27 protein-coding genes and 1 pseudogene are annotated in these 20,912 nt (G+C 63.0%); 9 read left to right on the top strand and 19 right to left on the bottom strand.

Annotation, left to right across the window (positions count from 1 at the left end; all coding sequences use genetic code 11):
• Positions 1-200: 200 nt before the first annotated feature.
• From phnN to B9N88_RS24830, 3 genes and pseudogenes are all read right to left on the bottom strand, one after another.
• On the bottom strand, positions 201-773 hold the full coding sequence (phnN, locus tag B9N88_RS24835; RefSeq protein ID WP_027607033.1) for a phosphonate metabolism protein/1,5-bisphosphokinase (PRPP-forming) PhnN: 573 nt from the start codon (positions 771-773) through the stop codon (positions 201-203).
• Positions 773-877: pseudogene (locus B9N88_RS33375) on the bottom strand (PhnM protein); the annotation flags it as partial. The pseudogene B9N88_RS33375 and the gene phnN, both read right to left, overlap by 1 nt.
• A 142-nt stretch (positions 878-1,019) precedes the next feature.
• Positions 1,020-1,610 carry a histidine phosphatase family protein gene (locus B9N88_RS24830; RefSeq protein WP_043293701.1) on the bottom strand — a complete coding sequence of 197 codons (591 nt, stop codon included), beginning with the start codon at positions 1,608-1,610 and terminating at the stop codon, positions 1,020-1,022.
• 396 nt (positions 1,611-2,006) lie between these two features.
• Between B9N88_RS24830 and B9N88_RS24825 the strand changes: the two genes are divergently transcribed.
• Positions 2,007-2,282, top strand: coding sequence for a DUF6124 family protein (locus B9N88_RS24825; RefSeq protein WP_027607032.1), 276 nt, complete (start codon positions 2,007-2,009; stop codon positions 2,280-2,282).
• A 175-nt stretch (positions 2,283-2,457) separates the two neighbouring features.
• Here the strand turns inward: B9N88_RS24825 and B9N88_RS24820 are convergent, their stop codons facing one another.
• The 10 genes from B9N88_RS24820 to ccmA form a co-directional block, all read right to left on the bottom strand.
• Positions 2,458-2,853, bottom strand: coding sequence for a hypothetical protein (locus B9N88_RS24820; protein ID WP_027607031.1), 396 nt, complete (start codon positions 2,851-2,853; stop codon positions 2,458-2,460).
• Between the two features lie 16 nt (positions 2,854-2,869).
• On the bottom strand, positions 2,870-4,054 hold the full coding sequence (gene ccmI, locus B9N88_RS24815) for a c-type cytochrome biogenesis protein CcmI (protein ID WP_027607030.1): 1,185 nt from the start codon (positions 4,052-4,054) through the stop codon (positions 2,870-2,872).
• Positions 4,047-4,520, bottom strand: coding sequence for a cytochrome c-type biogenesis protein (locus B9N88_RS24810; protein ID WP_027607029.1), 474 nt, complete (start codon positions 4,518-4,520; stop codon positions 4,047-4,049). Before B9N88_RS24810 ends, ccmI begins: the two co-directional genes overlap by 8 nt.
• On the bottom strand, positions 4,517-5,053 hold the full coding sequence (locus B9N88_RS24805) for a DsbE family thiol:disulfide interchange protein (RefSeq protein ID WP_027607028.1): 537 nt from the start codon (positions 5,051-5,053) through the stop codon (positions 4,517-4,519). The genes B9N88_RS24810 and B9N88_RS24805 overlap by 4 nt, the downstream gene beginning before the upstream one ends.
• Positions 5,050-7,038 (bottom strand): heme lyase CcmF/NrfE family subunit, encoded by a 1,989-nt coding sequence (locus B9N88_RS24800; protein ID WP_027607027.1) that lies wholly within the window; start codon positions 7,036-7,038, stop codon positions 5,050-5,052. The genes B9N88_RS24805 and B9N88_RS24800 overlap by 4 nt, the downstream gene beginning before the upstream one ends.
• Before the next feature lie 3 nt (positions 7,039-7,041).
• On the bottom strand, positions 7,042-7,497 hold the full coding sequence (gene ccmE / locus B9N88_RS24795; protein ID WP_027607026.1) for a cytochrome c maturation protein CcmE: 456 nt from the start codon (positions 7,495-7,497) through the stop codon (positions 7,042-7,044).
• Positions 7,494-7,670 (bottom strand): heme exporter protein CcmD, encoded by a 177-nt coding sequence (ccmD, locus tag B9N88_RS24790; RefSeq protein WP_003172771.1) that lies wholly within the window; start codon positions 7,668-7,670, stop codon positions 7,494-7,496. Before ccmD ends, ccmE begins: the two co-directional genes overlap by 4 nt.
• Positions 7,667-8,422, bottom strand: coding sequence for a heme ABC transporter permease (locus B9N88_RS24785; protein WP_027607025.1), 756 nt, complete (start codon positions 8,420-8,422; stop codon positions 7,667-7,669). The genes ccmD and B9N88_RS24785 overlap by 4 nt, the downstream gene beginning before the upstream one ends.
• 86 nt (positions 8,423-8,508) lie before the next feature.
• Complete coding sequence (gene ccmB, locus B9N88_RS24780; protein ID WP_027607024.1) at positions 8,509-9,177, bottom strand: heme exporter protein CcmB; 669 nt, start codon at positions 9,175-9,177, stop codon at positions 8,509-8,511.
• Entirely contained in the window at positions 9,174-9,809 is a 636-nt protein-coding gene (ccmA, locus tag B9N88_RS24775; protein WP_027607023.1) for a cytochrome c biogenesis heme-transporting ATPase CcmA, read from the bottom strand. Before ccmA ends, ccmB begins: the two co-directional genes overlap by 4 nt.
• A 200-nt stretch (positions 9,810-10,009) precedes the next feature.
• On the opposite strand from ccmA, the gene B9N88_RS24770 reads away from it, so the two are divergent.
• The gene (locus B9N88_RS24770) at positions 10,010-11,587 is read left to right on the top strand and encodes a flagellar hook-length control protein FliK (protein ID WP_027607022.1); all 1,578 of its coding nucleotides are present in this window, start codon (positions 10,010-10,012) and stop codon (positions 11,585-11,587) included.
• Positions 11,584-11,913: an EscU/YscU/HrcU family type III secretion system export apparatus switch protein gene (locus B9N88_RS24765; RefSeq protein ID WP_027607021.1), complete on the top strand. Its 330-nt coding sequence runs from the start codon at positions 11,584-11,586 to the stop codon at positions 11,911-11,913. Before B9N88_RS24770 ends, B9N88_RS24765 begins: the two co-directional genes overlap by 4 nt.
• Before the next feature lie 36 nt (positions 11,914-11,949).
• On the opposite strand, the gene glp is transcribed toward B9N88_RS24765, so the two are convergent.
• Together glp and moaB are read right to left on the bottom strand one after the other, a co-directional pair.
• Positions 11,950-13,176, bottom strand: a complete 1,227-nt coding sequence (gene glp, locus B9N88_RS24760) for a molybdopterin molybdotransferase MoeA (RefSeq protein ID WP_027607020.1) — start codon at positions 13,174-13,176, stop codon at positions 11,950-11,952.
• Positions 13,160-13,699 carry a molybdenum cofactor biosynthesis protein B gene (moaB, locus tag B9N88_RS24755; RefSeq protein ID WP_027607019.1) on the bottom strand — a complete coding sequence of 180 codons (540 nt, stop codon included), beginning with the start codon at positions 13,697-13,699 and terminating at the stop codon, positions 13,160-13,162. The genes glp and moaB overlap by 17 nt, the downstream gene beginning before the upstream one ends.
• A 76-nt stretch (positions 13,700-13,775) precedes the next feature.
• On the opposite strand from moaB, the gene mobA reads away from it, so the two are divergent.
• The gene (gene mobA / locus B9N88_RS24750) at positions 13,776-14,378 is read left to right on the top strand and encodes a molybdenum cofactor guanylyltransferase MobA (RefSeq protein ID WP_027607018.1); all 603 of its coding nucleotides are present in this window, start codon (positions 13,776-13,778) and stop codon (positions 14,376-14,378) included.
• Positions 14,379-14,459: 81 nt separating this feature from the next.
• A complete protein-coding gene (locus tag B9N88_RS24745) occupies positions 14,460-14,681 on the top strand; it encodes a YgdI/YgdR family lipoprotein (RefSeq protein ID WP_010211805.1) in 222 nt (73 codons plus the stop codon).
• 55 nt (positions 14,682-14,736) lie between these two features.
• Here the strand turns inward: B9N88_RS24745 and B9N88_RS24740 are convergent, their stop codons facing one another.
• From B9N88_RS24740 to B9N88_RS24730, 3 genes are all read right to left on the bottom strand, one after another.
• The gene (locus B9N88_RS24740; protein ID WP_027607017.1) at positions 14,737-15,627 is read right to left on the bottom strand and encodes a pseudouridine synthase; all 891 of its coding nucleotides are present in this window, start codon (positions 15,625-15,627) and stop codon (positions 14,737-14,739) included.
• A gap of 67 nt (positions 15,628-15,694) precedes the next feature.
• Complete coding sequence (locus tag B9N88_RS24735) at positions 15,695-16,030, bottom strand: hypothetical protein (RefSeq protein ID WP_010565034.1); 336 nt, start codon at positions 16,028-16,030, stop codon at positions 15,695-15,697.
• A 74-nt stretch (positions 16,031-16,104) separates the two neighbouring features.
• The gene (locus tag B9N88_RS24730; protein WP_027607016.1) at positions 16,105-16,341 is read right to left on the bottom strand and encodes a glutaredoxin family protein; all 237 of its coding nucleotides are present in this window, start codon (positions 16,339-16,341) and stop codon (positions 16,105-16,107) included.
• Between the two features lie 194 nt (positions 16,342-16,535).
• Here B9N88_RS24730 and B9N88_RS24725 point away from each other — a divergent pair, with 194 nt between their 5' ends.
• Complete coding sequence (locus tag B9N88_RS24725; RefSeq protein ID WP_098480045.1) at positions 16,536-18,272, top strand: cation:proton antiporter; 1,737 nt, start codon at positions 16,536-16,538, stop codon at positions 18,270-18,272.
• Here the strand turns inward: B9N88_RS24725 and B9N88_RS24720 are convergent.
• Complete coding sequence (locus tag B9N88_RS24720) at positions 18,259-19,467, bottom strand: ammonium transporter (protein ID WP_027607014.1); 1,209 nt, start codon at positions 19,465-19,467, stop codon at positions 18,259-18,261. The two genes, B9N88_RS24725 and B9N88_RS24720, sit on opposite strands and share 14 nt — an antisense overlap.
• Positions 19,468-19,813: 346 nt before the next feature.
• On the opposite strand from B9N88_RS24720, the gene B9N88_RS24715 reads away from it, so the two are divergent.
• From B9N88_RS24715 to B9N88_RS24705, 3 genes are read left to right on the top strand one after another with little or no spacing between them, the layout of a single operon-like run.
• On the top strand, positions 19,814-20,128 hold the full coding sequence (locus B9N88_RS24715) for an ElaB/YgaM/YqjD family protein (RefSeq protein ID WP_012723021.1): 315 nt from the start codon (positions 19,814-19,816) through the stop codon (positions 20,126-20,128).
• Positions 20,129-20,130: 2 nt separating this feature from the next.
• Positions 20,131-20,514: a phage holin family protein gene (locus B9N88_RS24710; RefSeq protein WP_012723020.1), complete on the top strand. Its 384-nt coding sequence runs from the start codon at positions 20,131-20,133 to the stop codon at positions 20,512-20,514.
• The gene (locus tag B9N88_RS24705) at positions 20,511-20,849 is read left to right on the top strand and encodes a hypothetical protein (RefSeq protein WP_027607013.1); all 339 of its coding nucleotides are present in this window, start codon (positions 20,511-20,513) and stop codon (positions 20,847-20,849) included. Before B9N88_RS24710 ends, B9N88_RS24705 begins: the two co-directional genes overlap by 4 nt.
• Positions 20,850-20,912: the final 63 nt, after the last annotated feature.

The raw sequence follows: 20,912 nt of genomic DNA, 5'->3' as shown, positions 1-20,912 counted from the left end.
AACAACTGAACACACACTTTCGCGCAAAAAAACCTATTGGATTCTCAGGAAAAAAACATAATCCTACAAAACCGTGCTGCTTCGACTACACCAAATCCGCCTTCACCCAGATACATGCACTTAACTTTTTCCGCCGAGTTCGCTGCATGTCAGGATCTCGCCGCTTGACATGCCCCGCACCTCACCGGTGCAGAGCAGGGTCAGGTCAATACGCAATGCCTCTGGTTCAGGCAACACAGCAGGCGCTCGACCGTGTGCTCCAGTGGCCCGGAGTTATCCAGCACAAACAACCCCGAGCCATTGCCGGCGATCAGGTCGGCGGTGAACCGTGCATTGCGCGCCAGGCGCTCCTCGATATCCGCCAGGGCCTCACGCCCCCGCGCCACCAGGCGCTGGCGCAATACGGCTTGATCCACCGCCAGCAACAGCACCCACACATCCGGGTAGCGCTCGCGGGTCTGCGCCAGGTGCGCGCGAGAACCATTGACCAGCACGTCCTCCCCCGCCGCCAGCCATTCGTCGATGACCTTGGGAATGCCGTAGGACAACCCGTTGGCGTGCCAACTGAGGGCAAACGCGCCCTCGGCCTGCATCACGGCGAATTGCTCCGGGCTGACACCCTGGGCCGCCTCACCCACCGCTTCCGCCGAGCGCGTGATCACGCGGCGCACAATCCGGCAACCGCGCTCGGCCAATCGTGGGCGTGCAGCCTCCAACAGGCTGTCCTTGCCCGAACCCGATGGCCCGATGAGATAGATCAACCTGCCCGCCATCAAAACACCCTCTTCGCTTGTTGCCAGATTGGTTGCACCACGGGTCGCCCTGCGCGGCTCCTGGCTTGGACCAGGTCGGCGCGCAGGCCAATGGCGATTTGGCCCCACACTGGAAAGTATATCCAGCAATCCCTCGGCAGCGGCCACATTACCGAAGTGCGCGCCGCCTCAATATTTTCTGGGCGTAGTGCTTACTCAACCCTGACGGGTTGGTGAGGTTTTTTGAAAGTCGCGTGTTGCGGTGATTCAGTCCGTTTCAAAGGGCGAGATAGCCGGAAGTATCTTCAATTCAAAATCTTCCAGAGCCAACATCGCCCCATTTGAAAGCTGCCAGGTGTAGAAATCCGAGAAGTCCCCTCTGGCCAATGCACGAATCACCTTTGCCACAAAACCATGTGCCACCAGCAAAACAACCTGTGTTGGATAAAGCGACGTTAACTGGACCAAGCCTTGGTGTACTCGCGTGACCACATCAGCTATCGACTCACCACCGTCAGGCCCTGCCGCCCATTGGCGCGTGATGTCCTGTGCCCAAAGCGCTGGATGCATGGCCTTGGCCTCCGCCTGAGTCAACCCTTCGAACACACCCACATCGCGCTCGCGGAAGCTGTCAATCGTCACAGGTTCAAGGTTTAACACACGGTTAAGAATCTGCGCCGTTTGCCGCGCCCGCAAGCGTGGAGAAACGATCAACACCTCAATACCGCCGGGTAGTTTTTCGCTGAGCAAAACAGCCTGTTCCCGGCCCCGCTCGGTCAGTTCCGGGTCGAGTGCGCCGAGGTAGCGATGCTCCGCGTTGGCCCACGTTTCGCCGTGGCGTATGACGTAGAGGTTCATGAGGGTCCGTCTCGTTGAAGGGTGGGGAGTTAATCTGGTCCTGATGATAGTGCCGCCTATCGCCTAATGATCGCTCCCATGCTCCGGGTGATCAATCAAATCAGCGAAACGCTAACAGGACGTTTCCTACGATCTCTGTGGCTTGCAGTAGCTATAACGCACCGTTAGCCTCTCGCAGTCGCTGCTCATCAGCGATCAGGCTTGGTCGCCTGGATTAGAATGGCGCACAGTGCCGCGCAAGCGGCATTATTGTGTTCGCGTTATGGCGAGCTGTGCGTGGGAGGGCTTAGGGCCCTGCCGGGTTTCCATTCCCTGGTCGACCAACCTGCGTACAGCTCGCCGCCTTTCCGCTTGGTCGCGGATGTGGTGAGCTCCAACTGAATGGAGATTTACTGCATGAAAAAAGTCACGCCAAATCCCCCGCCATCCTCCATGGATGACACCCCGCAAACCCCACCCAACCTCATCTTCAGCGTCCACCCCGGCCTCAGCACCGAAGCTGCCTTGAGCAATGCCAGCGAGATGCTGGAGTCGGCGACTGTGTGTGCCTACGACTGTGCCGAGCACTTGGATGGTTCAAGCCGCAGGCAGGTGCTGGCGGTGGTACAGATGGTTGAGATTGCGCAGTTGTTAGTGGGGGCGGCGCTGGAGCGGGAGTGTCCCGTGGCTTGATGGCTGAGGAGATCTCCTGTGGGAGGGGGCTTGCTCCCGATAGCGGTAGGTCAGTCAGACATTAATCAACTGAAACACCGCTATCGAGGGCAAGCCCCCTCCCACATTTGCCCTCCAGTGTTTGGAAGAATGGGTTTCACAGGCATGAAGAAGGCGACCCGAAGGTCGCCTTTTGTCATTGCGCGTACTGCTTGCTCAAGCCCGGCGGCACGCCCTGCACGTCGGTGTCTTCCCAGGGTCCGTTGGGGCTGATGGAGCGGCTCCAGCCGTTGCTCCAGCGGTAGTAGGTGCGCTGGCGGTAGAAGGTGTCGGGCTGGTCGTCGAGCACGTACACCTGCATCTTGCCGTCCCAGTGGCTGGCGGCGCCCGGTGGTGGGGCGAAGGTGGGCGATTTGGTCGGCAGTGGCTTCGGCGGCGGGGTCACCGGGCCAGAGGGCTTGGTGCTCGGCTGGGTCGAAGGGCCTGACGGCGGGATGGTCGGGCCGGTCGGCGCAGGCGGTGGGCGGTGGACCGCACAGGCGCTCAGGCCCACTACCAGGCTGAGCAGGGTGATGCGTGCAAATGCGGTCATGGGCGTTTCCTCGAAATTACTTGTCCGGACTGTCGATGGTCAGCTGCTGCAGCGCAGTGGTGCTGCTGGCCAGGGGTTGGCTGCGGCCGATCCACTCGCCGGTGGTCGGTTGACCGGCCCGGGATATGCGCGCAACCAGTTGGACTTCGGGGAAGTTGGACAGTTTCAACTGCGGCATCATCGCGTCGGCATCGCCGAGTTCAACGGTGACGGGCAGTTCGGCGACGGTGACGCGTTTGGCCGCCAGGGGGGCCGGCGGGCCTTTTACCGCGCGGGCGAAGATGAATACGCTGTCGCTGGGCAAGGCCTTGGCCTTGACCTCGGCGGACAGGTCCACGCGGACGTTCATCACCGCTTTCTGCGCCACGCTACCGCCGCCTTCCTTGAGTTTTTCCGCAGCACGGTCAATGCCGCCTTGCAGCGCCACGCGGGAATTGTCTTGCGGTGGCAGTTGCGCCAGCAGGCGGCTCCAGTAGTCGATGGCCTCTTGATAACGCTGGCCTTCGAAGGCGGCGATACCGAGCAGGCCGAGGCTGGTGACTTCCTTCGGGTCAAGCTTCAAGGCTTCGTCGGTCAGCGCCTGGACCTTGGGCGACCACTGTTTGTTGTCGGCAAAGTACTGCGCCTGGGCCCACTGGCCGAGCAGTTCCGGCTGGCGCCCGGCCAGCGCCACGGTACGCTCGAAGACCTTGGCGGCATCGGCGGAACGGTCCTGGGCCATATAGGCGCGACCGAGGAAGTACAGGCCTTCCGCCGAGTCCGGTTGGGCGGCGGCGGCGCGTTCCAGGCGCCGGGTCATGTCTTCCATGGACACCGGCGGCTGGGAAAATTCGCGGGTCAGTTCAACCTTGTCGCTGGCACCGAAATGCATATACAGGCCCAGGCCAAGCACCGGCACAAGGACGGCGGCGAGCAAGGGCAGCGGCTTGCCCAGGCGCGATTCGCGGGGCTTTTCCACGCCTTCGGTGTCGGCCAGCAGCTCGCGGGCGGCTTCGGCGCGGCCGCTGTCGAGCTGCGCGGCGTTGAGCACACCTTCGTCCTGCTGCACTTGCAGCTCGGCCACACGTTCTTGGTAAAGCGCCACGTTCAGCGCGGTGCGATCCTCTTCACGCTGGGCGCGGCGGCCGCGCAACACAGGGATCAACAGGAAACTCAGGGCAATCAGAAGCAGCAAGCCGGCTGCGAGCCAGAAATCAATCATCAGTCTTGGTGTCCAGCAATTGGTCGAGGCGTTTACGCTCTTCGGGGGATAGCGCGTCGGAACCATCGGTAGTCGCGGCGCGGCGACGGCGGACGATCACGGCCATCACCACCACGCCGGCCAGCAGCAGCCCGGCGGGGCCGAACCAGAGCAGCGCGGTCTTGCCGGTGAGGGCCGGTTTGTAGCGCACGAAATCACCGTAGCGGTCGACCATGAAGTCGATGATCTGCTGGTTGTCCTTGCCCTCCCCCAGCATGCGGAAGATTTCCTTGCGCAGGTCGGCGGCGATGGGCGCGTTGGAGTCGGCGATGTCCTGGTTCTGACACTTGGGGCAGCGCAGCTCCTTGGTCAATTCGCGAAAACGCTCGCGGTCACTGTCCTTGGCGAATTCGTAAGTGTCGATCGCGGCGTGGGCCATCCCGGCCAAGCCCAGCGCCAGCACGGCAGCGGCTAACAGGCGCTTCATGGCTTGGCCTCGTCGACCAGGGCCTGGTACTTGGCGGCCAGTTGCTCGCGCCAGACCACTTCGTCGATCACGCCGACGTATTTGTCGCGGATCACGCCCTTGGCGTCGATGAAGAAGGTTTCCGGGGCGCCGTACACGCCGAGGTTCAAACCGAGGTTGCCGTCTTCATCACGGATATCCAGCTGGTAGGGATTATGGAATTCCGCCAGCCACTTCAAGGCCTCCGCGTTGTCGTCCTTGTAGTTGATGCCGTAGATCACCACGCCCTTCTCGGCCAGCTTGTTCAGCACCGGGTGCTCGACGCGGCAGGAGATGCACCAGGTGCCCCACACGTTGACCAGCGCCGGTTTGCCGAGCAGGTCGGCCTGGGTCAGGGTCTTGTCACCCTGCACGTTCGGCAGGCTGAACGCGGGGAACGGCTTGCCGATCATCGCCGAGGGCAGCTCGGCCGGGTCCAGGTACAAGCCGCGATACAGGAATACCGCCACTACCAGAAACAGGGCCAGCGGCACGACCATCAACCAACGCTTCATACCGCCGCTCCTTGCAGGCCCAGCGCTTCACGCACCCGGCTCTTGACCTTGACCCGGTACCGGCGGTCCAGCGCCGCGAGCAAACCACCAAAGCCGGTGAGCAAGCCACCGAACCAGATCCAGCGCACAAACGGTTTCACATGCACGCGCACGGCCCAGGCGCCATCGCCCAAGGGTTCACCCAGGGCCACGTAGAGGTCACGGGTGAAACCGGCGTCGATACCGGCTTCGGTCATCATCGAACTCTGCACGGTGTACAGGCGTTTTTCCGGGTGCAGCACGGCGATCTCTTTACCGTTACGCACGACCCGCACGGTGCCTTTGTCTGACGTAAAGTTCGGCCCTTCGAAGTGCCTGGCGCCTTCGAAGATGAACTGGTAACCGGCCAGGTCCATGGACTCGCCCGGCGCCAGGCGCAGGTCGCGCTCGGCACTGTTCTGGCTGGACAGCACCACACCGAGGGCGCACACGGCGATGCCGATGTGGGCGATCTGCATGCCCCAGTAGCTGCGGGTCAGGGTCGGCAGGCCTTTGACCAGGCCTTTGTGGCGGGTCTTGTCGACGATGTCACGCACACCGGCCAGCAGTACCCAGGCGGCGAGCAGGAAGGTGGCGAGCACCGCCCAGTTGAAGTCGCCATAGGCGATACCGGCGACCACGGCCAGGGCCACGCTGCCGAGCAGCACCGGCATCAGCATACCGGCCAGCCATTTGACCGGGGTGTCCTTCCAGCGCACCAGCACACCGACCGCCATCACCACCATCAACAGCCCCATCAACGGAATAAACAACGCGTTGAAGTACGGCGGGCCGACGGACAGCTTGGCGCCGCTCAGGGCATCCAGCACCAAGGGGTACAAGGTGCCGAGCAGGATCATCGACGCGGCCACCACCAGCACCAGGTTATTGCCCAGCAGCAGGGTTTCCCGCGACCACAGGTTGAAGCCGACCTGGCTCTTGACCACCGGTGCGCGCAGGGCGAACAAAGTGAGGGAGCCGCCGACCACAAACAGCAGGAAGATCAGGATGAACACACCGCGCTCTGGGTCGGACGCAAACGCGTGCACCGAGGTCAACACGCCCGAACGCACGAGGAAGGTGCCGAGCAGGCTGAGGGAAAAGGCCGCGATGGCCAGCAACACGGTCCAGCTCTTGAACACGCCACGTTTTTCGGTGACGGCCAGGGAGTGAATCAGTGCCGTGCCGACCAGCCATGGCATGAACGAGGCGTTTTCCACCGGGTCCCAGAACCACCAGCCACCCCAGCCGAGTTCGTAGTAGGCCCACCACGAACCGAGGGTGATGCCGATGCCGAGGAACGCCCAGGCGACGATGGTCCACGGCCGCGACCAGCGCGCCCAGGCCGCATCAAGGCGCCCGCCGAGCAAGGCGGCGATGGCGAAGGCAAAGGCCACGGAGAAACCCACGTAGCCCATGTAGAGCATCGGCGGGTGCACGATCAGGCCGATGTCCTGCAGCAGCGGGTTGAGGTCGTGACCGTCCGCCGGGATCTGCGGCAGGATGCGGGTAAACGGGTTGGAGGTCATGATCAGGAACAGCAGGAAGCCGATGCTGATCATGCCCATCACCGCCAGCACCCGCGCGAGCATGACTTGCGGCAACTGCCGCGAGAACACCGACACCGCGAAGGTCCAGCCGCCGAGGATCAACGCCCACAGCAGCAGCGAGCCTTCGTGGGCGCCCCACACCGCGCTGAACTTGTAGTACCAGGGCAAGGCGCTGTTGGAGTTATTCGCTACATAGGCGACGGAAAAGTCGTCGGTCATAAAGGCGTAGGTCAGGCAGCCGAACGCGAACACCAGGAACGCGCACTGGCCCCAGGCGGCCGGCTGCGCCAGGCTCATCCACAGGCGGTCACCACGCCAGGCGCCGAGCAACGGCACCACCGCCTGGACGATGGCAAAGCACAGGGCGAGGATCATCGCCAACTGGCCCAGTTCCGGAATAAACAATGCAGACGTCATCACTTAGCCCTCCTTGGCGGGGGTGGGTGCGGACTGGCCGCTGTCTTTCAAGGCCTTGGTGACTTCCGGCGGCATGTATTTCTCATCGTGCTTGGCCAGCACTTCATCGGCCACCACCACGCCGTCGGCGTTGAGCTTGCCCAGGGCGACGATGCCCTGGCCTTCGCGGAACAGGTCCGGGAGGATGCCACGATAAGTGATGGTCACGGCCTTGTTGAAATCGGTGACCACGAAGGTGACGTCGAGGGAGTCGCCGGAACGCTTCAGCGAGCCCTTCTCCACCATGCCGCCGGCGCGGATGCGCGTGTCCAGCGGCGCTTCGCCGTTGGCGATCTGGGTCGGGGTGTAGAACAGGTTGATGTTCTCCCGCAGGGCGCTCATCGCCAGGCCCACGGCAATACTGACGCCGGCCAGGATGGCAAGGATGATCAACAGACGCTTTCTACGCAGCGGATTCACTTTTCGGTCTCCCGGCGCAGACGACGCGCCTCTTGTTGCAGGTAACGCTTGCGGGCCAGGATCGGCGCGGCGACGTTGAGGGCCAGCACGGCCAGGCAGATGCCATAGGCCGTCCAGACATACAGGCCGTGGTGGCCCATGGCGAGAAAATCACTGAAAGAAGCAAAACTCATCCACGCGCTCCCAGGCAGCTTTGCACTTCGGCCTTGACCCAGCTGGCGCGGGCTTCACGCTTGAGCACTTCGAGGCGCATGCGCATCAGCAGCACGGCGCCAAAGAAGCAGTAGAACCCCAGCACCATCAGCAGCAACGGCGCCCACATTTCCACGGGCATCGCCGGTTTTTCGGTGAGGGTGAAGGTGGCGCCCTGGTGCAGGGTGTTCCACCACTCCACCGAGTACTTGATGATCGGGATGTTGATCACGCCGACAATCGCCAGCACCGCGCAGGCCTTGGCGGCGCTGTCACGATTGCTGATCGCGTTGCCCAGGGCAATAAGACCGAAGTACAGGAACAGCAGGATCAGCATCGACGTTAGTCGCGCATCCCACACCCACCACGAACCCCAGGTGGGTTTGCCCCAGATCGCGCCGGTGACCAGCGCCACGGCGGTCATCCACGCACCGATGGGCGCGGCGCATTGCAGGGCGACGTCCGCGAGTTTCATCTTCCACACCAGGCCGACGACGCCGCACACCGCCAGCATCACGTAGCAGGACTGGGCCAGCATCGCGGCAGGCACGTGGATGTAGATGATGCGAAAGCTGTTGCCTTGCTGGTAGTCCGGCGGTGCAAAGGCCAGGCCCCAGACCAGGCCGATGCCGATCAGCAACACGGCGGCGAGGCTGAACCAAGGCAGCAGTCTGCCACTGATGCCGTAGAACCATTTGGGCGAGCCGAGCTTGTGAAACCAGGTCCAGTTCATTGCTGTTTCCATCACGGTTGCTTCTTGTCTTGGCAAGAAGCGTAGGGTCTTTACTGACTATGCGTATACCGCCCAGTCAGACCTCATTATTCACCGACGCTGATCTTCAGGCCGGCGGCTATAGCAAAGGGTGTCAGGGTTACCGCCAAGGCGGTCAGGCTGCCAAGCCACAGGAGGTAACCGGTCGCCGGCATGCCCATGAGCGCGGCTTGCAACGCGCCGCTGCCCAGGATCAGTACCGGGATGTACAAAGGCAGAATCAACAGGGCCAGTAACAGGCCACCCCGTTTCAAGCCGACGGTCAACGCGGCACCCACCGCCCCCAACAGGCTGAGTACCGGGGTGCCGAGCAGCAGGCTCAGCAACAGGATCGGCAGGCATTCGCCGGGCAATCCCAGCATCATCGCCAGCAGTGGCGAGAGCAAGACTAGCGCCAGGCCGGAAAAAGCCCAGTGTGCCAGTACCTTGGCCAGGACCAGAAGTGGCAGGGGGTGCGACGAAAGGACCCACTGTTCGAGGGAACCGTCTTCGAAATCACTGCGAAACAGCCCGTCCAGCGAGAGCAGGACGGACAAAAGGGCCGCGACCCACACCAGTCCCGGAGACAAGGTTTGCAACAGTTTAGTCTCCGGGCCGACCGCCAACGGGAACAACGCAATCACGATGGCAAAGAACACCAGCGGGTTGGCCAGTTCGGCCGGGCGGCGGCACAGCAAGCGGGCTTCGCGGGCGATCAACAGGGCAAACACACTCATACCGACCACCGCCCCAGGTCGAGGTCGCGGTAACCGCCGGGCATGCGCGCCAGGGTGTGGTGGGTGGTGAGCACCACCTGGCCGCCCTGCTCGCAGTGCTGCGCCAGGTGCTGTTCCAATTGGGTGACGCCTTGTTTGTCGAGGGCGGTGAAGGGTTCGTCGAGAATCCACAGCGGCGGGCCAGGCAGGTACAGGCGCGCCAGGGCCACGCGGCGCTGCTGGCCGGCGGACAGGGTGTGGCAGGGAACGTCTTCGAACCCCTTGAGGCCGACGGCGGCCAGGGCTTGCCAGATGGCGTCGCGGGTCGCGGGATGATGCAGGGCGCTGAGCCAACTGAGGTTTTCTTCGGCGGTGAGCACATCCTTGATCCCGGCGGCGTGGCCGATCCAGATCAGGTTGCGTGCCAGTTCGGTGCGTTGTTCGTCGAGGGGCCTGCCGTTGAGTCGCACTTCACCGGCCGTGGGTTGCATCAGGCCGGCCAGCAGGCGCAGCAAACTGGTCTTGCCGCTGCCGTTGGGGCCGCTGATCTGCACCATGTCGCCGCCCGCCACACGCAGGTCGAGGTGCTCGAACAGCAGGCGCAGGTCGCGTTCACAGGAGAGCGCTACGGCTTCAAGAAGAGGGCTGGTCAAGAGATCACGGGCCTTTACGGTTCAAGTCGGCGGTGCAGCGGCCGTTATAGAAAGAAGCACAATAACGGCTTTGGCGACCGATTTTAGAGAGCTGGATCAAATAGTTGTGAGGTTTTTACCGCTCTCTTTGCAGACGGGCGGCATTATACATGCGATGCCCTACGCTAAAGAGGGCTATTTCCCCAGAGACGATGCGCACGATGACCGGCGAGATCAACCTTCCTACGCTTCCTCCCACCCCGGCAACCGGGCAAAGCCCTGCGCCTGCGCCCGGGGCGCTGCTGAAACTGCTGGAGCCGCAGATCGGGCTGATCGACCCGGGCAAAACCGTGAATGCCGAGGTGCTCGCCCTGAAACAAGGCGGTGAGGCGTTTCAGCTGTTGCTCAAGCTGACCCTTGAAGGCGGCCGCCAGACGCTGGTGCAAGCCAGCAGCCCACAACCCTTGCCGTTGGGCAGCAATGTGGCCGTGAGCCAGACGCCCGCAGGCAACCTGGCCATCAGCCTGCAACAAGCCCTGAGCGCCAATGTTGCCGCCCTCACCCGTATCGATACGGCCAGGATGCCGGAAGGCACACTGCTGCAGGCCAAGGTGCTGACCACCCAGGCCCTGCCCCAAGGCAGCGCGCAGCCGGCGATCTACCGTTCGTTGGTGACCGTACTCAATAGCGCCCTGGCCGGCGCGACCCTGACACTGGAAAGCCCGCAACCGTTGCGCGTGGGCAGCTTGCTCAGCGCCGTGGTGCAGAACGCGCAAACCCTGAATTTTGTGCCGTTGAGCGGGCTCAAGGATCAACTGGCCGTCACCCAGCAACTGGCGACCCAGCAAAGTCGCCAGGGCTCCCTGGATGCGGTGTTCACGGCGTTGCAAAATCTGCCCCGCGGCGACAGCACCTCCGCCGACCTTCGCGCTGCCGCCGACCGTTTGCTGGCGGCCTTGCCCGACCTGGCACAGGTGAGCAACCCCAAGGTGCTGGCCCAGGTGATCCAGAACAGCGGCGCCTTTCTTGAAGCCAAGTTACTCGCCGGGCAAAACCCGCAGGTGCCACCGCTGGATATGAAGGGCGCGCTGCTGCGCCTGGTCGCCGACCTGCTGCCCGCCCTGCCCGCGAGCACCAACCTGAATGCCATTCTTGCCGCCAACACCCTGGCCCAGGTGCTGCCCAACTTTGTGCGCAGCCCATTGGGCACCCTCGGCCAGGTCGGCGCGCGGCAGGCGCCGGTCAGCTTCCCACTGCCGGAGCGGCTGATGGCGAAACTGGAGGGCGAAGGCGACCTGGAAAACCTGCTGCGCCTGGCCGCCGGGGCCATTTCCCGCCTGCAGAGCCACCAGCTGTCGAGCCTGGAGCAAACCGGCACCACCGCCGATGGCCGCCTGCAAACCACCTGGCAGTTGGAGATCCCCATGCGCACCCTGCAGGACATCGTGCCGTTGCAGGTCAAGTTCCAGCGCGAAGAGCCGGCGCCGGACAAGGACCAGCCCGAACGTAAGGATTCCAAGGAGCCCAAACAGATGCTCTGGCGCGTCGAACTGGCCTTCGACATGGAGCCCCTGGGGCCGTTGCAGGTCCAGGCGCAACTGACCCAGGGCAAGCTGTCCAGCCAACTGTGGGCAACCCGCGCTTTCACCGCCAGCCTGATCGAAAGCCATTTGGGCAGCCTGCGCGAGCGCCTGGTGTCGTCGGGGCTGAATGTCGGCGACCTGGACTGCCACCTGGGCACCCCGCCACGCGGGCCGAAAACCGGACTGGAACAACGCTGGGTGGATGAAACCGCATGAACAACGCCAACCCGCCACGCCAGGCGATTGCCCTCAAGTACGACGGCCAGCAGGCGCCGACCCTGACCGCCAAGGGCGACGATGCCCTGGCCGAAGCCATCCTCAAGTTGGCGCGGGAAAATGAAGTGCCGATCTATGAAAATGCCGAGCTGGTGAAACTGCTGGCACGCATGGAACTGGGCGACAGTATTCCGGAGGAGTTGTACCGCACCATCGCCGAGATCATTGCATTTGCCTGGACGTTGAAGGGCAAGTTCCCGGTGGGCTATGACCCGGATGCGCGGCCGGTGGAGCGGGATGTGACCGAGCGTGGCGACGATTACTGAATCGTCGCACCGCCCCTCCCACATTTGGATCCGCGGTCAGTTGAGCAATTCGCTTAGCGGAATGAAACTGACCCGATCACCCACCTCCAGCGTCGTCCCTTCCAACACCTCCACAACCCCCTCCGCCCACGCCGCGCTGCGCAGCACGCCGGAGCTCTGGTTGCGGTAGATGATCGCCTTGCCCTGTTCGATGCGCCCGCGCAGATACTCGCGGCGGTTGCCCGGCTTGGGCCAGGTGAACCCCACCGGCACGTCGAAACGCAGCGGCTCCACGTCTGCCACACCCTGGCGGCGCAGCAAGTAGGGGCGCGCCAACAGCGCAAAGGTCACCAGGGTCGAGGCCGGGTTGCCCGGCAGGCCGATCACCGGCACGCCACGGAAATGACCAAAGGTCAGGGGTTTGCCCGGCTTGATCGCCAGCTTCCATAACGCCAGCTCACCCTCCTCGCGCAGGGCGATACCGAGGAAATCCGCCTCGCCCACCGACACACCGCCCGTGGACAAAATCAGATCAACCGCGCTCAAGCCTGCCAGGCGCGAACGGGTCTGCTCCAGGTCGTCCGGCAGGATGCCTGCGTCGATGACTTCGCACCCCATGCGCTCAAGCCAGGAACACAACACGCGGCGATTGCTGTTGTAGATCTGGCCCGGACCGAGGGGCAAACCGGGCTCGATCAGCTCATCGCCGGTGGACAACACCGCGACACGCGGGCGGCGGATCACGTCCAGCCGATCACGGCCAAGGGAAGCCGCCAGGCCCAGCTCGATCGGGCCCAGGCGCGTACCGGCCGCGAGCACCAACTCACCGACGGTGGTTTCCTGGCCTTGGGGGCGGATGTTCTGGTTGGGCTGCAACGGTTCGCTGAAGCTCACGCGCTCATCGGCGTGGACCACGGCGTTTTCCTGCATTTCCACGCAGTCCGCGCCTTCCGGTACCGGCGCACCGGTGAAGATGCGTGCACAGGTGCCGGCCGCCAGCGGCTGCGGCGCCTGGCCGGCAAAGATGCGCTGGCTGACGGGCAAGGGTTCACCGGTCCAATCCGCCAGGCGCACGGCGTAACCGTCCATGGCGCTGTTGGGCCAGGGCGGCAGGTCGAGGGTGGAGACCAGGTCCTGGGCCAATACACGGCCGTCGCACTCGGCCAGGGGCAGCACGTGCTGATCGCGGATCGGCGCGGCTTCGGCCATCGCCAGCAGCTGTTGCAAGGCTTGTTCTACCGGCATCAGGGCGCCGGTCTTGCCGGGCTTACCCACGGGATTCACAGGGTTCGGCCAACTTCAGGTGCGGCACGAAGTTGCACGGCCGATGACGGTTATCCAGTTGCTCGGCGAGGATGCCATCCCAACCGGTGCGCACCGCATTGGTGGAGCCCGGCAGGCAGCACACCAGGGTGCCGTTGGCCAGGCCGGCCAGGGCACGGGATTGCACGGTGGAGGTGCCGATGTCGGCCACGGAGATCTGGCGGAACAGTTCGCCAAAGCCGTCGACTTGTTTGTCGAGCAGGCAGCCGACCGCTTCGGGGGTGCTGTCGCGGCCGGTGAAGCCGGTGCCGCCGGTGATCAACACCACTTGCACCACGTCTTCAGCGATCCAGTGGGCGACCTGGGCGCGGATCTTGTAGAGGTCGTCCTTGAGCAGCACGCGCTCGGCCAGGTGGTGGCCGGCGGCGGTGAGGCGGTCGACGAAGACCTGGCCCGAGGTGTCGGTGTCCAGGGTGCGGGTGTCGCTGACGGTCAATACCGCGATATTCAGGGGTACGAAGGGTGCATCGGCCTTGGCTTTCATGGCACGGTCCGGTTGTCGAAGGAACGGCCCGATGTTATATCACAGGCCCCTGTTCAGCTGCCTGCGCGGAACCCACATGCCACTCGATTCAATCCCCCTGCCCTGTTCGATCCTGCTGCTGGCCGGTGGCCGCGGCCAGCGCATGGGCGGCCAGGACAAAGGCCTGCTGGACTGGCACGGCCTGCCCTTGATCGCACACGTGCAGCGCCTGGTACGGCCACTGACCGATGACCTGATCATCTCGTGCAACCGCAACCAGGCGCAGTACGCCGCCTATGCCGACCAGCTGGTAAGCGACGACAGCCCGGATTTTCCCGGGCCATTGGCCGGTATCCGCGCGGGACTCGCCGCCGCGCGCCATGGGCACTTGCTGATCCTGCCGTGCGATGTGCCCCATATCGACGCTCGACTCCTCGCCGACCTGCGTGAAACCGCACAACGCCATCCCTTGTTGCCGGTGATGGTGCGCCACGGTGAATTCTGGGAACCCTTGATCTGCATCATCCCCATCGGCCTGCGAACCGAGGTAGAACAGGCCTGGCATGCCGGTGAACGCAGCCCGCGAAAGATCCTCCTGCAATTGGGCGGCGTGGGCCTGGAATGCCCAACCGATGACCCGCGCCTGGCCAACCTGAATACACCAGAGCTGTTGCGCCCAAGGTCTGACGTGTCAGAATGAACCTTCGCACAAGGAACTTTGGCGACGTCTCACACGTCTCAAGGTCAGCAATCAAAAAGTATTCTCTTGGAGACAACACCCATGACTCAACGGACCATCGCCGCTCTCATGCTTGCACTGGGCCTGGCTACCCTCGCCGGTTGCGCCTCGCCGACAGTGATCACCCTGAATGACGGTCGCGAAATCCAGGCCGTCGACACCCCGAAATACAACGAAGATTCGGGTTTCTACGAATTCGAACAGCTTGATGGCAAGCGTACCCGCATCAACAAAGATCAGGTTCGCACCGTTAAAGACCTGTAAGCCTCAGCGCTTGCACACAAGGCCCGCCTCGCGCGGGCCTTGTCGTTTCCGGGGGTTACCAGTCGAGGGTGATCTGGCTGCAGAAATGGCGTTCCTCACCGGTGACGGGGTCGATAAACCGCACGCCCTGGGCCAGCAGCTTGAGGGGATTGGCGTAATCGTCCACGGCATCCTTGATCACGTCCGGGTAGAACGGATCGTTGCAGATGCTCGCCCCCAGCGCGGTCATGTGCACGCGCAGCTGGTGCTTCTTGCCGGTCACGGGAAACAGGCCGTAGCGCCATAAGTCGCCGTTCTTTTCCCGCACCTCCACGGCTGTTTCGGTGTTGCTGGCGCCAGGGCCTTCCTGCATGCGGAAGAACGGTTCGCCATCCACCAGGCGGCTTTTGTGTAGCAACGGGAATGTCAGTCCCGGTAAGGCCGGGGCAATGGCTTCGTAGAATTTATCGATCCGGCGCGTGGGAAACAGCTGCTGATAGGCCGAGCGGCTGGCCGGGTTGGCCGAGAACAACACCAGCCCGGCGGTGTGTCGATCGATGCGGTGCAGGGGCACCAGCGCCGGGTTGTCCAGGCGGCGAATCAGGCGGCGCAGCAGGGTTTGCTCGACGTACTCGCCGGCCGGGGTCACGGGCAGGAAGTGCGGTTTGTCCGCCACCACCAGGTGCTCGTCGGCGTAGAGGATGGTTTCCTGCACCGGGATGACTTTTTCGTTGGGGACTTCACGGAAGTAATAGATGCACAGGCCTTCCCTGTAGGCCAGGTCCAGGGGGATCGGGCTGCCAGTGACATCCAGCACCCGCCCACGGGCGATGCGGTCCAGCCAGTGTTCGCGACTGATCGCCGCAAAGTGCTCGCACAGGCACTCCAGCACCGTCGCCCAGGGGCCAGGTGGCAGGTACAGGGTGCTGGCCTGGTGCTGGGACGCGGAAAAAGCGGATGTGGACATGCTCGAAGCCTTGAAAAAACAGGCGGGCATTATCCCGCATCAAGCGGGATGAAACCTAGGGCGGATCTCAGGCCTTGGCCAATTCCGCGCGCAGGATCGGCGAAGCACTCGCCGCCTCGGTGAACTCCTTGAGCCAGCGCAGCACGTCTACCGCTTCCCAGCGGCCGGGATCGTAAAGCGCGTACAACAGACCCTGGTAACCCACCACATCGAGCTGCTTGTGATAACCGGCGCGCTGGAACAACGCCTCGATCTCGGCAAAGCAGGTATTGAAATGCACTTTGTTAAACGGCGTCTTGCCTTCCGTGACCAGGCCGTCGAGGCGCAGCTCGTTCACCGCGTCGCGCACGACATCGGCAGACATGCGATTGACGCTGCTTTTCAGTTGTTCAACATTCACCACGGGCGTTCCCTCTATTCAATCGCTGTACAAACATACAGTAACGTAATATTCGGAAACCCGCCATCGCATAAACGTCAGCGCAGGAAGGCGACAACCTGATCCGCATCGAAGGGCCAATCCAGTTCAGCCCCGGTGTCCACCCGCCGAAGCACCGGAATCCTTAGGCCGTAGGCGTCGGTCAGGTCGTCGGGGTCGGTGATATCAACCAACTCGACCAGCAACCCGCGTTCGACGAGCGGCATGATTTCGGCTTCGGCAATTTCACAAAGATGGCAACCCAGGGTGCCGAACAACTGGCATTCAGGAAGCATGACGAATGGCCCTGATCAGTAAGTAGACAAGCATTCTAAGCCTGACAAAAACCTGTGGCGAGCGGGCTTGCCACAGGTACAGCGTTCGCTCTCCGGAAATCCGCCGGCCACAATAAACCCTGACCCAGATCACCATGGCCTATAACTGATTCAGCGATTCTCGCGGCTTTTTGCCCGCTCCCCCTGCAACGGAGATGCTTGTGTTCGCCAACCTGCTGATCATTCTGGCCTCATCCCTGGTGGTGATTGCGCTGTTTCGCCGGCTGCAACTGCCACCCGTGCTGGGCTACCTGTGCGTGGGCCTGGCCGTGGGGCCGACGGCCCTGGACTGGGTGAATGACAGCGAAGAACTGCCCGACCTCGCCGAACTGGGCGTGGTGTTCCTGCTGTTCTCACTGGGCCTGGAGTTTTCCCTGACCAGGATGCTCGCCCTGCGCCGCGTGGTGTTTGGCCTCGGCAGCTTGCAGGTGCTGGGGTGCAGCGTGCTGCTGGGGGGCCTGTTGATGGCCTTTGGCGTGGCGCCGGGCATCGCCTTGTTGCTGGGTGCGGGCTTGGCGCTCTCGTCCACGGCGATCGTCAGCAAGGAACTGACCAGCCTCGGCGAAATCTTCAGCAGCCATGGCCAGAATGCGATCGGCGTGTTGCTGTTCCAGGATGTGGTGGCGGTGTTGCTGCTGACGCTGGTGCCGGTGTTCGCCGGCAGCAGCGAGCAGGCCTGGTACTGGGCGTTGCCGCTGACGCTGGGCAAAACCGTGGTGTTGTTCGTGGGCCTGTTGCTCGCCAGCCGCTGGTTACTGCCGCGCTTGTTTCATGAGGTCGCCGCTTCCCATTCGGCAGAGCTGTTTGTGCTGCTGGCGCTGGTGATCGTCTTGCTGACCGCCTGGCTCACCCACTTGCTGGGCCTCTCCCCTGCCCTCGGTGCCTTCCTGGCCGGCATGCTGCTGGGCGAAAGCCATTACCGCCATCAGATCGAAGCGGATATCCGGCCCTTTCGCGACATCCTGCTGGGGCTGTTTTTCGTCAGCATCGGCATGCTCATCGACCTGCAGTTGTTCGTCAGCCACAGCCTGTTGATCCTCGGCATGACCCTCGCGCTGATGCTGATCAAGGGCGGTGTGGTGGCCGCGCTGGTCAAGCTGCGCGGCAGCGACAGTGAAACCGCCTGGCGCAGCGGCCTGGCCCTGGCCCAGGGCGGTGAGTTCTGTTTCGCCCTGATGGCGCAGATGCAACAGAGCCGGCTGATACCCGATGAGTTCAACGGTTTGCTGCTCGCCGCGACGTTCTGTTCAATGCTGTTGACCCCACTGCTGCTGCGCGCCGCACCGGCGATGGCCCTGCGCCTGCACCGCAAGCCCAACCAACAGGTACAACTTGAAGAAATTACCGCCCTCAATGCGCAATTACACGGGCATGCGGTCATCTGCGGCTATGGCCGGGTCGGGCAATCCATCGGGCGCTTTCTGCGCAATGAGCAACAGGCGTTCATCGCCCTGGATGACGACCCGGAACGGGTCCAGGAAGCCGCCACCGAAGACAGCAGCGTGCATTACGGTGACTGTCGCCGTGGCGCCTTGCTCAGTGCCGTGGGCCTGGAACGCGCGCGCCTGGTGGTGATTGCCGTGGACAACAGTGATGTGGCCCTGGCGGTGCTCAAGGAAGCCCGCCATATCAACCCCGACGTGCCGATCCTGGTGCGCACCCGCGATGACAGCCAGTGGGCTGAATTGAAAGCAGCGGGCGCCAGCGAAGTGGTGCCCGAGCTGCTGGAGTCAAGCCTGATGCTCGCCTCCCACGCCTTGATCCTGCTGGGCCTGCCGGACCAACAGGTGCAGGCGCGGGTCGATGAAGTCCGGCATAACCGCTATCGCCTGCTGCACGGTTTCTACACGCACCCGAGCACCGACGAAGAGGCGCCGATCAATCCTGACTGACCGCACCGATCTTGTGGATCGACAGATCTGCGCCGTAATACTCCTCTTCCTGGCTCAGGCGCAGCCCGTGCACGCGCTTGATCACGCCGTACACCAGCAGGCCGCCGCCAAACGCGACGACCACACCGAGCCCCGTACCGATCAATTGGCTGATCAGGCTCACACCGCCCAGTCCACCCAGCGCGGTCTGACCAAAGATGCCGCAGGCAATCCCGCCCCATACACCGCACAGGCCATGCAGTGGCCACACCCCCAGCACATCGTCGATCTTCCAGCGGTCCTGGGCGGCGATAAAGCACCACACAAACAACCCGCCCGCGACCACGCCGGTGACCAGCGCGCCCACCGGATGCATCAGGTCGGAACCCGCGCAAATCGCTACCAGCCCGGCCAACGGACCGTTATGCAGGAAGCCGGGGTCGTTGCGGCCGATCACCAGGGCGGCGACGGTGCCGCCGACCATGGCCATCAGCGAGTTCACCGCCACCAGGCCGCTGACGCCGTCCAGGGTTTGCGCGCTCATCACGTTAAAGCCGAACCAGCCGACAATCAGGATCCACGAGCCCAACGCCAGGAACGGAATGCTCGACGGCGCGAATGCCACCAGGCGCCCTTCGCGGTAGCGCCCATTGCGCGGGCCCAGCAGCAGCACCGCCGCCAGCGCCAGCCAGCCGCCCATGGCATGCACCACCACAGAGCCGGCAAAGTCATGGAAGCTGGCGCCGAACGCCTTGAGCAACCAGGCCTGCAAACCGAAATTGCCGTTCCATACCATGCCTTCGAAAAACGGGTAGATAAACGCCACGATCAACGCGGTGGCGCACAACTGCGGAGCGAACTTTGCGCGCTCCGCAATACCGCCGGAGATGATCGCCGGGATCGCTGCCGCAAACGTCAGCAGGAAGAAGAACTTCACCAGGCCATAACCATGGTCGGCGCTGATCACGGCCGCCGGTTGCATGAAGCTCACCCCGTAGGAGATCCAATAGCCTATAAAGAAATAGGCCAGGGTGGAGATGGCGAAGTCGCTGAGGATCTTCGACAGGGCGTTGACCTGGTTTTTCTGGCGCACCGTCCCGACTTCCAGAAACGCGAAGCCGGCGTGCATGGCCAGGACCATGACCGCACCGATCAGGATAAACAGGGTATTGGAGCTGTGGACCAGAGTGTCCACCGCACTTTGCAGATTTTCCATGGAGGTTGGCAGGCCTGTGTAAAGGCAAAAAGCACCAAAGCGGTTCAAGCCAGGGGTTGCGCGCACTAAATTGGCACCACCGGCACCGCCCCTCTTCAGAGGGCGTGAACCGCTTTAGCGCAGCGTTCAACACAACCGGCCGTTGCCGACAGGGTTTTTCCGCGAGTTTGAGTTATTTAGGGTAAGGTTTTTCGAGACCTGCGCCCCGACCGCCCGGATTCAGCGCAAGCCACGGGGCGTGCGCACCAAGGCAAAGCAAAAGCTGTACCAGACAATTGCACTGAACCTTCACCGATACCGGTGACTCGAAACCACACGTACCGATCAGCCAATCACGGAGATAACCATGGCCAGAAGAACTGCAAAGACTGCTCAAGAAATACTGATGGCGGATTTTCAAACCCTGGTGACTGACACCGAAAGGTTGCTGGACGACACCAAGGTGCTTGCGGGCGACCAGGCCGATGAGCTGCGCGCCAAGATTCATGACACGCTGTTGCAGGCCCGCGAAACCCTCAAGCAAACCGAAGACTCCCTGCGCGAACGCGGCCAGGCGGCGGTCACTGCGACCGAAGATTACGTGCAGGCCAACCCTTGGCAGTCGGTAGGCATTGCCGCCGGCGTGGGCTTTCTGATCGGCCTGCTGGCCACAAGGCGCTAATCATGTCTATCGGCGAAACTGGCTCGTCCACGGGTACCACCTCACGACGCCTGGGCGCGGCCGTTCTTGGCTTGCTGCACAGCCACGTCGAACTGTTTGGCATCGAATTGCAGGAGCAGAAGGCCCGTACCGTCAGCCTGCTGCTGTTTGCCGGCCTGGCGCTGGTGTTTGCCCTGTTGTTGCTGGTGGGGTTATCGACTCTGGTGATGATCCTGGTATGGGACACCGGCTACCGCCTGACCGGGATCATCTGCCTCTGCGTGTTCTACAGCCTGGCCGCTGCCTTCTGCGGGGTGCGCTTGAAAGCGGCGGTGTTCGATGAGTCCACGCCGTTCCACGCCACCCTCGAAGAGCTGGCCAATGATCGGGAGCGCCTGCTGCCATGAGCTCGAATGAAATCCAGCAAACCTCCCGCCGGGAAATGCGCAAGGCTTTGATCCGCCTGCGCATGGAGATGCACCGCCAGGAGATACGCCACGAATCCCAGCAATTGATGGCGCCGCTGAACAAGGTGCGCAACCTGGGCCAAAACTTTCAGGGCGGCCTGGGCATCAAGCACGCGCCGCTGTGGGGCGTGGCCGCTGTAACCCTGATCGGTTTCTTCACCGGCAAGGGCGCCAAGGGCGGCGGTATCAGCAGTGTGACGCGCCTGGTGCGCCTCGGTGCCGGCCTGATCCCGCTGATCAAACTGGCCATGCAGGGCAATTCACGCAAAGGTTGAGCCTGCTGGCTGCATTCTTGCTAAAAGAATGGCCCGGTCCTCGTTTTCGAGGGCCGGGTCTTT

It is taken from the genome of Pseudomonas sp. LAMO17WK12:I1, from assembly GCF_900177315.1.
GTDB classification, from domain to species: domain Bacteria; phylum Pseudomonadota; class Gammaproteobacteria; order Pseudomonadales; family Pseudomonadaceae; genus Aquipseudomonas; species Aquipseudomonas marginalis.
Note: the sequence above shows the minus strand (reverse complement) of the source record. Positions and strands in the feature narration are given on the sequence as shown.

Coding starts and splice junctions, on each gene's coding strand:
- B9N88_RS24800 (WP_027607027.1), bottom strand. CDS start 7,038: ATGACGTCTGCATTGTTTATTCCGGAACTGGGCCAGTTGGCGATGATC.
- B9N88_RS24740 (WP_027607017.1), bottom strand. CDS start 15,627: ATGTCCACATCCGCTTTTTCCGCGTCCCAGCACCAGGCCAGCACCCTG.
- B9N88_RS24825 (WP_027607032.1), top strand. CDS start 2,007: ATGAAAAAAGTCACGCCAAATCCCCCGCCATCCTCCATGGATGACACC.
- B9N88_RS24720 (WP_027607014.1), bottom strand. CDS start 19,467: ATGGAAAATCTGCAAAGTGCGGTGGACACTCTGGTCCACAGCTCCAAT.
- B9N88_RS24765 (WP_027607021.1), top strand. CDS start 11,584: ATGAACAACGCCAACCCGCCACGCCAGGCGATTGCCCTCAAGTACGAC.
- B9N88_RS24710 (WP_012723020.1), top strand. CDS start 20,131: ATGTCTATCGGCGAAACTGGCTCGTCCACGGGTACCACCTCACGACGC.
- B9N88_RS24770 (WP_027607022.1), top strand. CDS start 10,010: ATGACCGGCGAGATCAACCTTCCTACGCTTCCTCCCACCCCGGCAACC.
- B9N88_RS24810 (WP_027607029.1), bottom strand. CDS start 4,520: ATGAAGCGCCTGTTAGCCGCTGCCGTGCTGGCGCTGGGCTTGGCCGGG.
- moaB (WP_027607019.1), bottom strand. CDS start 13,699: ATGAAAGCCAAGGCCGATGCACCCTTCGTACCCCTGAATATCGCGGTA.
- B9N88_RS24715 (WP_012723021.1), top strand. CDS start 19,814: ATGGCCAGAAGAACTGCAAAGACTGCTCAAGAAATACTGATGGCGGAT.
- phnN (WP_027607033.1), bottom strand. CDS start 773: ATGGCGGGCAGGTTGATCTATCTCATCGGGCCATCGGGTTCGGGCAAG.
- ccmB (WP_027607024.1), bottom strand. CDS start 9,177: ATGAGTGTGTTTGCCCTGTTGATCGCCCGCGAAGCCCGCTTGCTGTGC.
- B9N88_RS24730 (WP_027607016.1), bottom strand. CDS start 16,341: ATGCTTCCTGAATGCCAGTTGTTCGGCACCCTGGGTTGCCATCTTTGT.
- B9N88_RS24705 (WP_027607013.1), top strand. CDS start 20,511: ATGAGCTCGAATGAAATCCAGCAAACCTCCCGCCGGGAAATGCGCAAG.
- ccmD (WP_003172771.1), bottom strand. CDS start 7,670: ATGAGTTTTGCTTCTTTCAGTGATTTTCTCGCCATGGGCCACCACGGC.
- B9N88_RS24830 (WP_043293701.1), bottom strand. CDS start 1,610: ATGAACCTCTACGTCATACGCCACGGCGAAACGTGGGCCAACGCGGAG.
- B9N88_RS24745 (WP_010211805.1), top strand. CDS start 14,460: ATGACTCAACGGACCATCGCCGCTCTCATGCTTGCACTGGGCCTGGCT.
- B9N88_RS24805 (WP_027607028.1), bottom strand. CDS start 5,053: ATGAAGCGTTGGTTGATGGTCGTGCCGCTGGCCCTGTTTCTGGTAGTG.
- ccmI (WP_027607030.1), bottom strand. CDS start 4,054: ATGATTGATTTCTGGCTCGCAGCCGGCTTGCTGCTTCTGATTGCCCTG.
- B9N88_RS24820 (WP_027607031.1), bottom strand. CDS start 2,853: ATGACCGCATTTGCACGCATCACCCTGCTCAGCCTGGTAGTGGGCCTG.
- B9N88_RS24785 (WP_027607025.1), bottom strand. CDS start 8,422: ATGAACTGGACCTGGTTTCACAAGCTCGGCTCGCCCAAATGGTTCTAC.
- B9N88_RS24725 (WP_098480045.1), top strand. CDS start 16,536: ATGCTTGTGTTCGCCAACCTGCTGATCATTCTGGCCTCATCCCTGGTG.
- mobA (WP_027607018.1), top strand. CDS start 13,776: ATGCCACTCGATTCAATCCCCCTGCCCTGTTCGATCCTGCTGCTGGCC.